The organism is Mycobacterium marinum, from assembly GCF_003391395.1.
Taxonomy (GTDB): Bacteria; Actinomycetota; Actinomycetes; order Mycobacteriales; family Mycobacteriaceae; genus Mycobacterium; species Mycobacterium marinum.
Map to the genome: position 1 here is coordinate 5,574,094 of NZ_CP024190.1, position 12,655 is coordinate 5,586,748.

The following is a 12,655-nucleotide window of genomic DNA, read 5'->3' on the forward strand; positions in this document are numbered from 1 at the left end:
TTACAGACACGTAAACTGGGAGGAGATCGTGAAGCCGGACTGGAGGCAGAGGATAGCTGCGATACGGCGCCGTTGGATCGCGGTTGCGATCGCCGGCGCGGTTGCTGTGGCCGCGCTGATCCTGACGATGGTTCAGCCATTTGGCCCACCTCCGCACCGGGCCCTCGCGCATAGCGACAAGAGTTCGCCCGTTGCCATGCCACCCATCCCGCCCATCCCTCCGATTGCCCCCCGGTACGGCGCGATCGCCGTTGCCGACAACGGCGCGGTGGGCAAAACGTGGGGCCACCGCAAGCGCGCACAGGCCGAGATTCACGCACTGACCGCCTGCGGACACCCGAGCTGCAACGTGCTCAGCGTCTTCACTCGGTGCGGCGCCATAGCCCATGACGGCCAGAATTTCCACGGCGGACTCGGCCGGTCCCACCAGGCGGCCGGACACGATGCCAAGGCCAGGCTTGGCGGCGGCTGGGTCTTGACCTCGGCGTGCAACTGAGGCCATGGCCGCCGCGTCGGCGATCAGGTGAAGGGCCGGCGACAGAAGTCGGTAGCGCACCGCGGCAACGCCCGCCACGGAGATTGTGCTCCACAACCAGCTAATGAGAATGTTATTATCGCTAGTGCAGAACACGACTTGCATCAGCGTTCATAATTTCATCGTCTAGCAGGACAAACGATTAACCGAAATGCTTACCGCAAAGACGTTGATCGGCGGAAGCGAAGAATGTTAGCTTACCTAGCAGATACCCCGGCCGCGCTTGTGATGTTCGCCGGAGCTGGAGGGTGCCTTGGTGATTGAACATGCCGACGGGACGCGCATGCCAGTGATCGATGCCAGCGTGCACATCTTCTTTCCGTCCAACAAAGATCTGCGCAGCTTCCTGCGTGAGCCCTTCAAGAGCCGGGGTTTCCCCGACTACGAGATGGACTGGTACGGAGCCCCCGGTAGCGAATACGCGCCGAATACCGAGGGGCCGGACCGCCAATATCCCGGTTCAGACCCGAAATTCGTTGCCGATGAGTTGTTTTCACGACGTGGTGTCGATGTGGCGGTACTGCATCCGATGGGCCGCGGGATCATGCCGGATCGGCACCTCGGCAGCGCGCTACACGCCGCGCACAACGAGATGATGGTGTCGCGCTGGCTGGAACACGACGAACTCGGCGATCGCTTCCGCGGCACCATCCGGGTGAACCCCGACGACATTGCCGGCGCCGTACGAGAAGTCGCGAAGTGGCGTGCTCACCCGCGCGTGGTGCAGATCGGTGTTCCGCTGCAGTCCCGCGAGCTGTACGGCAAGCCACAGTTCTGGCCGTTGTGGGAAGCCGCGGTCGAGGCAGGTCTTCCGGTAGCGGTGCACATCGAATCGGGCGAGGGCATCGGATTTCCGCCAACGCCGTCCGGGCACACGCGCACCTACGAGCAGTACGTCAGCTTCATGGCGCTGAACTACCTGTATCACCTGATGAACATGATCGCCGAAGGGGTGTTCGAACGCTTCGCGGAGCTGAAGTTCGTCTGGGCCGACGGCGCAGCGGACTTCGTCACGCCATTCATCTGGCGGATGGATACCTTCGGCCGGCCGCATCTTGAACAGACCCCGTGGGCCCCACGGATACCCAGCGACTATTTGCCCGGCCACGTCTATTTCATCCAGGGCGGTCTGGACGGTCCCGGTGACGTCGAGTTCGCCGATGAGTGGCTGAGCTTCACCGGCAAGGAAGACATGGTGATGTTCGGCTCCAGCTATCCCCATTGGCAGTGCTACGACCTCCGCGATGTCCGCAACCTACCCACCGCGCTGACGGCCGATCAGCGCGAGAAATTGTGCTGGCGCAACGCGGCCGAGCTGTACGGGATCGATATTTCTGCCGAGCTCACTAGTGGCTGGCCGGAGGCCGTCGCAGAATAGAGACGAGGGACGTTGAGGAGATCGACATGACGCTGACTCATATGCACGAACGGGTTCCCGCAGCCGAGCGCATCGCCGTCCGGTGTGTCGACTCCGACATTCATCCGGTGCCCAAGCGCGGTGAGATCAGCCCGTACATCCCCGAGCCTTGGCGCAGCAAGTTTTTCCTCGACCACAAGGTCGGTGAGCTGATCTACTACGACGCGCCCGACTACGCACACAGCTTCGCGATGCGGGTGGATACCTTCCCGGCCGATGGCGAGTTCCCCGGCAGCGATCCGGACATGGCGTTTCGCCAGCTGATCATGGAAGCCGGCTCCGACATCGCGATCCTCGAGCCCGGTGGGCGCACACCGCGCCTGCCCGAGGCGCATCAGGCGTACTCGACCGCGCTGAATCGCTGGCAGGCCAATCACTGGCTCGACAGCCACAACAACTGGCACCAACGCTGGCGAGGTTCCATCTGCGCGGCGGTCGAGGATCCGGAAGGGGCCGCGCGTGAGATCGAGGAATGGGCCGGACACCCTTACATGGCACAGGTTTTGATCAAGGCCGAACCCCGCCCCTGCTGGGGCCACCCGATGTACAACCCCATCTGGGCGGCCGCGACCAAGCATGACATCACGGTGAGCTGTCACCTTTCCCGCAGCAATTTCGAGATGCTGCCAACGCCACCGGTGGGCTACCCCAGCTACAACCACGACTTCATGGTCACCTACTCGCTACTGGCGGCCAACCAGGTGATGAGTTTGATCTTCGACGGTGTCTTCGACCGATTCCCGACACTGCGGATCGTGCTCGTCGAGCATGCGTTCACCTGGATCCTGCCGCTGATGTGGCGCATGGACGCGCTCTATGACGCCCGCAAGTCTCGGATGGACATCAAGCGCAAGCCGTCGGAGTACGTCAAGGAGCACATCAAGTTCACCACGCAGCCCCTGGACTACCCGGAAGACAAGACGGAGCTGACCCGGGCGATCGAGTGGATGGAGGGTGACAAGATCTTGCTCTACTCCTCGGACTACCCACATTGGACCTTCGACGACCCCCGCTGGCTGGTGAAACATCTGCCCAAAGCGGCCCGGGACGCGGTGATGTACAAGAACGGCATCGCGACCTACCACCTGCCGGACACGGTGCCGGTTCTCGAAGGCCAGACCCGGGTGTTCTGAATTGGGCGAGAAGATAACGCGGCCACGGCTGGCTCAGGGGCGCGAACACATCGTTGCGACGGTGGACGAGATTCCGCCGGGAACCCACAAACTGGTGCCGATCGGCCGGCACGGTGTGGGTGTCTACAACGTCAACGGGACCTTCTACGCGATAGCCAATTATTGCCCGCACCAGGGCGGTCCGCTGTGTTCGGGCCGTGCCCGGGGACGCACCATGGTCGACGAGAGCGCACCCGGTGACGCCGTGATGGTGCGCGATCTCGAGTTCATCTACTGCCCTTGGCATCAGTGGGGTTTCGAACTGGCAACCGGGACCACCGCGGTCAAACCGGAGTGGAGCATTCGCACCTACCCGGTCCGGGTTATCGGTAGAGATGTGCTGGTGATGGCATGACATTGCAGGACAATCGCGTATCCTCTGTCGAGGTTAACGGCGGTCGGGTGGTTTACGAAATCCTGGGCGATTCAGGAGATCTCATTGTTCTGACCCCGGGCGGCCGATTCGGCAAGGACATCCCCGGCCTGCGGCCGCTCGCCCTGGCTTTGGTCGACGGCGGCTATCGGGTGCTGCTGTGGGATCGTCCGAACTGCGGCGCGTCCGATGTGCAGTTCTACGGGCAAAGCGAATCGCACATGCGCGCCGAGACGTTGCACGGCTTGTTGGCCGCCCTCGGAGTCCAGCAGTGCATCATCGCCGGCGGCTCCGGCGGGGCGCGGGATTCCATCCTGGCCACCATTCTTTTTCCCGAGTTGGTCAGCAAACTAGTGGTGTGGAATATCGTCGGTGGCATCTACGGCACCTTCGTGCTGGGTTCCTACTACCTGGTCCCCAGCATTTTGGCGGTGCGCGGCACCGGAATTGAGGCGCTGCTCAAGGTGCCCGAGTGGCGCGAGCGCATCGAAGCAAACCCCACCAACAGACAACGGTTCGGAGACCTGGACCGCGACGAGTTCTTGAAAGTCATGTTGCGCTGGCTCAACGCCTTCGTGTCCAAACCGGGGCAGACCATTCCCGGCGTCGAGGACGAAATGTTCGATCGCATCAAGGTTCCCACGCTGATCATCCGCGGTGGCGAGAACGATTGGGATCATCCCAAACGGACCTCATTAGAGGTCAGCTGCCTGATCAAGGGATCCGAGCTGATCGACCCACCCTGGCCGGAAGACGCTTGGGAGCGTGCCGCCGAGGATCGCGCGGCAGGAAGGGTGAAGCACTTCAACATGTTTGACACCTGGGTGCTGGCAGCACCCGCGATCCTGAAGTTCTTGGACTCGTGACTGCTCACAATGGGCTACCCGGTGCGGATATGGACCTCGCAATTGAGCGACGCTTCCAGCGCCGTGTGAATTCGGCTTTCCGGGACACGTTCGAGGTCGGATTCGCGCAGCGTGACGTAGACAATGTCATAGCCGTCGTCCCCGGGTTCGCGAAGGATCTCGCCGACGAGCCCAAAGGCCGACAGCACACCGTGGGCATCGTCGTCGGTTCCCCTGCTGATGAAGGTGACCACGCCGACCACCGGTCGTACCATGAAAGCGCTGGCGCACAACTCAATTGCCGCCGCCTTGGCCTCATCAACGTCGTCACCGGCGATAAGCAGTTCCACCTCCCGACGGCCGACCGGCCGCGACTCGAGGTCGTTGTCGACCACACCGGCGCCAGTCTCGTCGGCACGCGTGCGGAGCGCAGCCATGCCCGCGCGTAACTGGGCCGCGGTCAACGACCCGGCCGGGTCGACATTGACCCGCACCACCGCAGTCCGCATGCGGGCTACCCTAGCGCGCAATCACCGACCGGCGACGATAGCGGGCTGATTGATGGAAACACTCGACATCGCATTCAAGGCGACCGCCTGGCCGGGCTGCCCGCCGCGGTTACTGCGCGTGGCCGGCGGCCACGCGGACCAACAGGACCACGAAGACGTTGCGGCGTACCGGGCCCAAGGCGGGTACCGCCCGCTTGGCGACGCCGAAAAGTTGCTGCGCGAGATCGACGCGAGCGGACTCCTCGGCCGCGGTGGGGCCGCATTCCCGCTCGCGGTGAAAATGCGTGCGGTGCGCGACAACTGCCGCCGTGCCGGGCCGGCGGGCGGCGCTGTGGTCATCGCCAACGGCGAGGAGGGAGAGCCAGCCTCTTTCAAAGACCGATGGCTGCTGCGCAACCGCCCGCACCTGGTTCTGGATGGGCTGCGCCTGGCCGCGGCGCTGGTGGCCGCCACGCGCGCCTATGTCTATGTGTCCGACCCGGAATCCGCGCGCAGCGTCGAACGCGCCCTGGCACAGCTGGATCCCGACGCATTCGGCGGTGTCGCCGTCAGTGTCTGGGCCGTACCACCCGGGTACGTGGCCGGCGAGGAGACCGCCGCGGTCCGCGCGATCAACGGCGGCCCGGTCAAACCATCTGACAAGCCGCCGCGCCCCTTCGAATACGGCGTCAGCGGCCGGCCCACCCTGGTCAGCAACGTGGAGACGCTGGCCAATCTGCCGTACCTGCACCGCCACGGGGCCAGCGAGTATCGCGCGCTGGGTACGCCATCGTCGCCGGGGACATTTCTGGCCACCATCACCGGAGCCGGCCGAGCACCCGTGCTCTACGAACTCCCCTACGGTTTACCGTTTTCCGAACTGCTGGCACTGCATGCGGTTGCGCCCACAAAGGTCCGTGGAGTCTTGATGGGCGGCTACTTCGCCGGCTTGCTCAACCGTGGGGTGCTCGGCACCACACTCGATCACGAGACGATGCGACGGCTGGGCAGCGGTCTGGGCTGCGGCGCAATCTCGGTGATCACCGACGACTGCCCGGTCGCGGTCGCGGCTTCGGTGTTGTCTTACTTCGACCGCGAAAACGCCGGGCAGTGCGGGTCCTGTTTCAACGGAACGGCAGCCATGGCCGCCGTTGGCGGCGCACTTCGGGATTTCGCGGCAACCAGCGAAGACATCGATCGACTGCGCCGCTGGTCGGTGGTGTTACGCGGGCGCGGCGCTTGCGCGACCCTGGACGCAGCGACCAATGCGGCCGCCACCCTGCTGAGCCAGTTTCCCGACGAGGTGGCAAGGCATCTCGAGGGCACCTGCCAAGACTGCTCGAGCAGAACCGGCGGAGCGTTTCGCGCCGAACGCCCCTACCAGGCCACGGCACCGGTGAGGCAACCATGAGAATTCGTCTCGATCGCACCGTTTGCGACGGCTTCGGCCTGTGCGCCAAGCAAGCGCCCGGCTACTTCACGCTCGACGATTGGGGATACGCCTGCCTGAGCGGGGACGGCACGGTGCGGGAGGAAGACCGCGATCCGGTGCTGCGGGCGCTGATGGACTGCCCGGCGCATGCCATCACCGAAATCGGGGAACGCCAGCCAGATGTGGTGCAGCACTCCCCAGCCGGCGTCGAGGACCCCGCTGAGCACCTCAAAACCGAGTCGAACGAGGCGCAGTGGGGTTTTACCCGGTGACCGGCTGGGCTCGGTGTCCGCGCAAGGCAGCGGCAAGACGTCTCGAAACCGCCCAGCCCTAGCTGATAACGTAATTCTCGTATTCGCATAATGCTCCTTCCGCTCACGCCGGGGGCGCTCAACTTGCGGAGGTGAAGTGTCAGCAGCACCGGGACGTCCGCTGCCCCTGATCACCGACGAGAACGAGTTCTTCTGGACTTCGGGCGCCGACGGCAAGCTACGCCTGCAGGAATGCGCCGCCTGCGCATCGTTGATCCATCCGCCCGCACCGGTGTGCCGATACTGCCGATCCCGCGATATGGGTGTGCGGACCGTCTCCGGTGCGGCAACACTCACCGGATTCACCGTCAACCACCGGTTCAGCCTGCCCGGCCTGCCTGCCCCCTATGTGATCGCCCAAGTGGCAATCGCCGAGGACCCCAGGGTCCGGCTGACCACCAACATCGTGGAGTGCGACCCGGATCGGCTCGAACTCGGCCAGACCGTGGAGGTGGTGTTCGAGCGCATCGAGGACGTATGGCTACCGCTGTTTCGTCCGCGCACCGACGCGCAACGGCGCCCGCTGCCCGTCGATGAGATCGCGCCGCAGCGCTTCGGTGAACATGTGCGCCCCATGCTCACCACGCAGAAATTCGAGGACAAGGTGGCGCTCACCGGGATCGGCATGTCCACCATTGGCCGCCGGCTGATGGTTGCGCCGCTGTCGCTGACGGTGGACGCCTGCGAGGCGGCAGTCGCCGATGCCGGGCTGACGTTCGACGACATCGACGGTCTGTCCACCTACCCCGGTGGCGGCAATCTCGGCGGTTTCGGTGAGGGTGGCGTCACCGCGCTGGAGGCAGCGCTGGGCATCCGGCCGGTCTGGCACAACGGCGGCATCGAGACGTTCGGGCCGGGCGGATCGGTGATCGCCGCGATGCTCGCGGTCGCCGGCGGGCTGGCGCGTCACGTGTTGTGTTTCCGCACGCTGTGGGAAGCCACCTACAACGAGCTGATGAAGCGGGGCAAGATCGCCCCGCCCGGCGGCCGGACCACCAGCTGGCAATACCCATTCGGCGCGACGTCGGCGGCACACACCCTGGCGATCAACGCGCAGCGCCACTTTCACCGCTACGGCACCACCAAAGAGACGCTGGGGTGGATCGCGCTGAACCAACGCGCGAACGCCGAGTTGAACCCCACCGCCGTCTATCGCTCACCGATGACGATGGATGACTACCTGAACGCCCGGCCCATCACCACCCCGTTCGGTCTTTTCGACTGCGACGTGCCCTGCGACGCGGCGATAGCCGTCATCGTCTCCGCCGTCGACGCCGCGCGCAATCTGGCCAAACCACCCGTCCTGGTGGAGGCCGTGGGCACGCAGATCATCGAGCGGATCGACTGGGACCAAAGCACGCTCACCCATGAACCACAGGTGCTGGGCCAAGCGGCACACGTATGGACCCGCACCACGCTGCGCCCCACCGACGTCGACGTCGCCGAACTCTATGACGGATTCACGATGAATTGCCTGTCCTGGATCGAGGCACTGGGGTTCTGCGGGATCGGCGAGGCGAAGGAATTTCTTGACGGCGGTATGAACATCGCCCGCGACGGCCTGATACCGCTCAATACGCACGGCGGTCAACTGTCACACGGGCGCACGCACGGCATGGGTCTGCTGCACGAAGCCGTAACCCAGCTCCGCGGCGAGGCGGACGCACGCCAGGTCGCCGGCGCCCGGGTCGGCGTGGTCAGCAGCGGCGGCCTGACTCCCAGCGGCGTGATCCTGCTGCGGGCCGACACATGAACCAAGCCCTGGTCCGGCCGCGGGTGGTGCTCGTCGACGGCGTGCCGATGTCGGGCCTGCTCGCCGAGGCCGCCGACCCCACGGGTCCCAAAGCCACCGTCGTGGCACTGCACGGCGGCGGCACCTCATCGTCGTACTTCGACTGTCCCGGACACCCGCAACTGTCGCTGCTGCGACTCGGCGCGACTCTGGGCTTCACCGTCGTCGCCCTCGACCGGCCCGGCCACGGCAGCTCCGCACCCTATCCGGAGGCGATGCAGCACCCCGAGCAGCGCGTCGATCTCACATTCGGCGCCATCGATCGCATGCTCGACCAGCGGCCCCGCGGGGCGGGCCTATTCCTGATGGGCCATTCGGGCGGCTGCGAGTTGGTGCTGCGGATGGCAACCAGCCCGCGCGCCGCCGATCTGCTGGGCGTCGAACTGGGGGGCACCGGACGGCGCTACCACCCTGCCGCCAAGGAAGTCATGCGGTTGGCCGCGCTACAGGATCGCCCACCCGGGGTGCGCGAGCTGTTGTGGGAGCCGATGCACCTGTACCCGGACGACATTCGGCGGGGTATCACGAACTCGTCGACAGCTCCCCGTTACGAACGCACGGTGGCCCTCAATTGGCCGAACCAGGACTTTCCGGCACTCGCACCGGGCGTGCGGGTGCCGGTGCGGTTCACCCTCGGCGAGCACGACAATGTATTCCGGGCCGACCCGAGCGCACTGGCCGAAATTGCCGATATGTTCTCGGCCGCAGAGCATTTCGTCAACAGTCGACACCCTGGGGCCGGGCACAATCTCAGCCTCGGACACACCGCCGCCGACTACCACCGCCAGGTGTTGTCCTTCGTCGAGGACTGTGCGTCCGCACGCCCCCCGGATGGCGACGCTGCCGCGGCGGCCGGTTGATGCGGATCGGATCCGCCGGGCCGGTCCGGTCCTTTTCGGCGCGCGACGAAAGCGCTACCGTTAGCGTTACAGTCGAGCATTCCGGCGTAACGCCCGCAGCCCGCACTTCGCCGTCGAGGAGTATGCAATGACCACATCGAAGGTCGTCTTCGATCCGTTCTCCGAGGAGTTTTTCAACGGACCATGGGAGACCTACCGGCGGATGCAAGCCGAAGCCCCGGTGTACTACAGCGAGCAGTACGACTTCTACGCGTTGACGCGCCATGCGGATGTGGCGGCGGGGCTGAAGAACTTCGAGAGGTATTCGTCCGCCTACGGCATTGACTTGTCGATGGTGCGCTCCGGCCAGAAGCCGCCACAGTCGATCATCTTCATGGATCCGCCCGACCACCGACACATGCGCAGCCTGCTCAACAAGGTCTTCACGCCGCGCGCGATTCAGGCCCAACGCCAGACGGTCATCGACAAGATCGACAAGTACCTCGGCGCGCTGGACCCCGAGGGCTTCGATGCGGTGCAGGAGTTTTCCGGACCCTTCCCGGTCGAGGTGATCACCACCATGCTGGGCGTGCCCGAACGGCACGCCCAGCAGGTGCGCCATTGGATCGACGAATCACTGACCCGCGAGCCCGGCCAGGTCGAAGTCGGTGAACAGGGCATGCAAGCCAACATCAACACCGCGATGCTCTACTACGACCTGGTCAAGCAGCGGCGCGACGACCCGCGTGATGATCTGTTCACCAAGTTGATCAACGCCGAGATCGAGCGTGAAGACGGGCAGGTGACCAACCTTGACGATCTCGAAATCGCCGGATTCGCCACCCTTTTGGGCGGAGCCGGCGCCGAGACGGTGACCAAGCTGGTCGGCAACGCGGCCGTGGTGTTCGCTCGAAATCCCGAGCAGTGGCAAAAGCTGCTCGACGATCGCAGCAAGGTCCCCGCCGCGGTCGAAGAACTGCTGCGCTATGAGGCACCATCGCAATATCAGGTCCGGCGCGCCATGGAAGATGTTGAGCTGCACGGCGTCACGATTCCGGCCGGCAAGCCGGTGTTTCTCATCAATGGTGCGGCCAACCGCGACCCGCACGCCTGGACCGATCCGGACAAGTTCGACATCGATCGCGACCCGCACGAAGCCACCAACCTCGGTTTCGGCTACGGGATTCACAGCTGCCTGGGCGCGGCGTTGGCCCGGATGGAAAGTGCGATCGCGCTGGAGAAGTTGCTCGATTTCATGCCTGCCTTCGAGGTGGACTGGGCGGGCTGCAAACGTGTTCACATGCAAAATGTCGCCGGCTGGCAGAGCGTGCCGGTGCGGGTACTGCGGTAGGGGTGCTGCCATGAGGATCGAAGTCGACTGGGACCTGTGCGAAAGCAACGGCATATGCATGGGCATCGTCCCGGAGGTGTTCCAACTCGGCGACGACGACATGTTGACCGTTCTGCAGCCAGAAGTCACGCCCGAGAACGAGGAGCTGGTGGGCGAAGCGGTGCGCCAGTGCCCGCGGCAGGCCATCTCGATCACGCGGTAATACCGGCGCGCCCTCCCGATGCCCACCATCCTCCATGGGCACCGGAGGCGACGTCGATCGGCCAGCAGCACAGTAGCTAGCGGCGGCGAATAACTGCAGGTCGAAAACCGAATGCGGCGCCCAACACGGGTGCTAGCGTGAGCTACTCGCTTGGCCATGGGCGGGTCGCCGCCGGGGCCATCAGTCTCCGATCGAAGGATGCGAACATGTCGTTTGTCGCGGTCGCGCCGGACCTATTAGCCACGGCAACAATGGATTTGGATCGTATCGGGATGGCTATCAATGCCGGCAGCACCGCGGCAGCAGCCTCGACCACCGAGGTAGCCGCCGCGGCTGCCGATGAGATCTCGACAGCGGTTGCGGAGCTCTTCGGCGCCTACGCGCGCGGCTATCAGATCATCGGTGCCCAAGCCGCGATGTTTCATGCCGAGTTCGTCAGGGCCTTGGACATCGGCGCGGGCGCCTATTGGGCCACCGAAGTCGCCAACGCCTCGCCGCTGCAAAGCCTTGAACAACAGCTACTCGCGGCGATCAACGCCCCCACCCAAACGCTGCTGGGGCGCCCGCTGATCGGCAACGGCGCCGACGGCGCGGCCGGCACCGGCCAGGACGGCGGCGCCGGCGGGCTGCTCTACGGCAACGGCGGGGCCGGCGGATCCGGCGGCACCGCCCACCCCACCGGCGGGCGCGGTGGGAATGCCGGCCTGTTCGGCAGCGGCGGCATCGGCGGGTCCGGTGCCGCTGGCGCGGCCGGCGGCACCGGCGGTAACGGCGGGTTGCTCTACGGTGCCGGCGGCAACGGCGGCGCCGGCGGCAATGCCGTCATTCCCGGCGGCGACGGCGGTATGGGCGGAGCCGGCGGGGCCGCCGGGCTCATCGGCCAGGGCGGCAACGGTGGAGTCGGCGGCCTGGGTGCCACCGGCGCCGCCGGCGTCAACCCCAGCCCGCTACCCGCCGGCACACCGGCTGCCGCCGGAACCCCCGGCGGCTCCGATCTCGGCCAGCCCGGCGCACCCGGCGGGCCCGGGGACTACGGAGTCAGCACCGCTACCGTCGGCCAGCCCGGCGGTGCGGGCGGCGCCGGCGGCGACGGCAACTACGTGGGAGGTGTCGGCGGCACCGGGGGCGCCGGCGGGGTGGGTGCCGTGGGCGGCGACGGCGGCCGCGGCGGTGACAGCACCACCGGCACGGTGGCAAAGCTTGGCGTCGGCGGCACCGGGGGTACCGGAGGAGCCGGAGGCGCCGGCGCCGCGGGGGGTAACGGCGGAGACGGCGGGTCGGCCATTGCGGACAGCAATGAAGGTGGGACCGGGGGCACCGGAGGAACCGGCGGAACCGGCGGAACCGGCGCCGCCGGCGGAAACGGCGGGACCGGCGGCAATGGGTTCGTCGGCGGCGCGGGTGGCAGCGGCGGTACCGGCGGCGTGGGCGCCGCGGGCGACGGGGGCGGTGCCGGCGGCGTCGGCGGCGCGGGCGGCCACGGTGGACTGCTGTTCGGCGATGGCGGCGCGGGCGGCAGCGGCGGGGGCGGAGCCATGGGCGGTGCCGGCGCCGCCGGCGGTCAGGGCGGTACCGGCGGCACTGGTGGAGATAGCAGTGCCATCGATGACCGGCTTGCCGGCAATGGTGGAAACGGGGGCACCGGGGGAGACGGCGGTGCGGGCGGCGACGGCGGCAACGGCGGCAACGGCGGCAACGGCGGTGCCGGCGGGCTCTTCGGCCACACCGGGGCCAGCGGTGCGGGCGGGTCCGCGGGAACCGGCGGGGCAGGTGGCACCCCCGGCGCCGGAGGCGACGGCGGATCCGCTGTCATCATGCCGGGCATTTCCGGCGCTGACGGGCGCCTCGGTGACGCCGGCGCGGACGGCGTCGCCGGTCTTTCCGGCTGAACCGGGGTC

13 protein-coding genes are annotated in these 12,655 nt (G+C 66.4%); 12 read left to right on the plus strand and 1 reads right to left on the minus strand.

Annotated features, from left to right (window positions below):
* The first annotated feature begins 196 nt into the window (after positions 1–196).
* From CCUG20998_RS28770 to CCUG20998_RS23475, 5 genes are all read left to right on the plus strand, one after another.
* Positions 197–496 (plus strand): DUF4189 domain-containing protein, encoded by a 300-nt coding sequence (locus tag CCUG20998_RS28770; RefSeq protein ID WP_231389722.1) that lies wholly within the window; start codon positions 197–199, stop codon positions 494–496.
* 295 nt (positions 497–791) lie between these two features.
* Positions 792–1,913, plus strand: a complete 1,122-nt coding sequence (locus CCUG20998_RS23460) for an amidohydrolase family protein (RefSeq protein WP_020729530.1) — start codon at positions 792–794, stop codon at positions 1,911–1,913.
* A 26-nt stretch (positions 1,914–1,939) separates the two neighbouring features.
* Positions 1,940–3,085, plus strand: a complete 1,146-nt coding sequence (locus tag CCUG20998_RS23465; RefSeq protein ID WP_012396263.1) for an amidohydrolase family protein — start codon at positions 1,940–1,942, stop codon at positions 3,083–3,085.
* Between the two features lies 1 nt (position 3,086).
* Positions 3,087–3,479 carry a Rieske (2Fe-2S) protein gene (locus CCUG20998_RS23470; RefSeq protein WP_036456032.1) on the plus strand — a complete coding sequence of 131 codons (393 nt, stop codon included), beginning with the start codon at positions 3,087–3,089 and terminating at the stop codon, positions 3,477–3,479.
* On the plus strand, positions 3,476–4,363 hold the full coding sequence (locus CCUG20998_RS23475; RefSeq protein ID WP_020729528.1) for an alpha/beta fold hydrolase: 888 nt from the start codon (positions 3,476–3,478) through the stop codon (positions 4,361–4,363). The genes CCUG20998_RS23470 and CCUG20998_RS23475 overlap by 4 nt, the downstream gene beginning before the upstream one ends.
* Positions 4,364–4,377: 14 nt before the next feature.
* On the opposite strand, the gene CCUG20998_RS23480 is transcribed toward CCUG20998_RS23475, so the two are convergent.
* Entirely contained in the window at positions 4,378–4,851 is a 474-nt protein-coding gene (locus CCUG20998_RS23480; protein WP_020729527.1) for a hypothetical protein, read from the minus strand.
* 52 nt (positions 4,852–4,903) lie between these two features.
* Between CCUG20998_RS23480 and CCUG20998_RS23485 the strand changes: the two genes are divergently transcribed.
* The 7 genes from CCUG20998_RS23485 (at position 4,904) to CCUG20998_RS23515 (ending at position 12,646) form a co-directional block, all read left to right on the plus strand.
* Complete coding sequence (locus CCUG20998_RS23485; RefSeq protein WP_020729526.1) at positions 4,904–6,241, plus strand: NADH-ubiquinone oxidoreductase-F iron-sulfur binding region domain-containing protein; 1,338 nt, start codon at positions 4,904–4,906, stop codon at positions 6,239–6,241.
* Entirely contained in the window at positions 6,238–6,534 is a 297-nt protein-coding gene (locus CCUG20998_RS23490) for a ferredoxin (RefSeq protein WP_020729525.1), read from the plus strand. The genes CCUG20998_RS23485 and CCUG20998_RS23490 overlap by 4 nt, the downstream gene beginning before the upstream one ends.
* A gap of 136 nt (positions 6,535–6,670) precedes the next feature.
* Complete coding sequence (locus tag CCUG20998_RS23495) at positions 6,671–8,326, plus strand: thiolase C-terminal domain-containing protein (protein WP_020729524.1); 1,656 nt, start codon at positions 6,671–6,673, stop codon at positions 8,324–8,326.
* Positions 8,323–9,225: an alpha/beta fold hydrolase gene (locus CCUG20998_RS23500; RefSeq protein WP_020729523.1), complete on the plus strand. Its 903-nt coding sequence runs from the start codon at positions 8,323–8,325 to the stop codon at positions 9,223–9,225. The genes CCUG20998_RS23495 and CCUG20998_RS23500 overlap by 4 nt, the downstream gene beginning before the upstream one ends.
* A 127-nt stretch (positions 9,226–9,352) precedes the next feature.
* Positions 9,353–10,555: a cytochrome P450 gene (locus tag CCUG20998_RS23505; protein ID WP_012396271.1), complete on the plus strand. Its 1,203-nt coding sequence runs from the start codon at positions 9,353–9,355 to the stop codon at positions 10,553–10,555.
* A 10-nt stretch (positions 10,556–10,565) separates the two neighbouring features.
* Complete coding sequence (locus CCUG20998_RS23510) at positions 10,566–10,757, plus strand: ferredoxin (protein ID WP_036456030.1); 192 nt, start codon at positions 10,566–10,568, stop codon at positions 10,755–10,757.
* Positions 10,758–10,963: 206 nt separating this feature from the next.
* A complete protein-coding gene (locus tag CCUG20998_RS23515; protein WP_038581778.1) occupies positions 10,964–12,646 on the plus strand; it encodes a PE family protein in 1,683 nt (560 codons plus the stop codon).
* Positions 12,647–12,655 lie beyond the last annotated feature (9 nt).

Coding starts and splice junctions, on each gene's coding strand:
- CCUG20998_RS23505 (WP_012396271.1), top strand. CDS start 9,353: ATGACCACATCGAAGGTCGTCTTCGATCCGTTCTCCGAGGAGTTTTTC.
- CCUG20998_RS23480 (WP_020729527.1), bottom strand. CDS start 4,851: ATGCGGACTGCGGTGGTGCGGGTCAATGTCGACCCGGCCGGGTCGTTG.
- CCUG20998_RS23490 (WP_020729525.1), top strand. CDS start 6,238: ATGAGAATTCGTCTCGATCGCACCGTTTGCGACGGCTTCGGCCTGTGC.
- CCUG20998_RS23500 (WP_020729523.1), top strand. CDS start 8,323: ATGAACCAAGCCCTGGTCCGGCCGCGGGTGGTGCTCGTCGACGGCGTG.
- CCUG20998_RS23515 (WP_038581778.1), top strand. CDS start 10,964: ATGTCGTTTGTCGCGGTCGCGCCGGACCTATTAGCCACGGCAACAATG.
- CCUG20998_RS23475 (WP_020729528.1), top strand. CDS start 3,476: ATGACATTGCAGGACAATCGCGTATCCTCTGTCGAGGTTAACGGCGGT.
- CCUG20998_RS23510 (WP_036456030.1), top strand. CDS start 10,566: ATGAGGATCGAAGTCGACTGGGACCTGTGCGAAAGCAACGGCATATGC.
- CCUG20998_RS23465 (WP_012396263.1), top strand. CDS start 1,940: ATGACGCTGACTCATATGCACGAACGGGTTCCCGCAGCCGAGCGCATC.
- CCUG20998_RS23485 (WP_020729526.1), top strand. CDS start 4,904: ATGGAAACACTCGACATCGCATTCAAGGCGACCGCCTGGCCGGGCTGC.
- CCUG20998_RS28770 (WP_231389722.1), top strand. CDS start 197: ATGCCACCCATCCCGCCCATCCCTCCGATTGCCCCCCGGTACGGCGCG.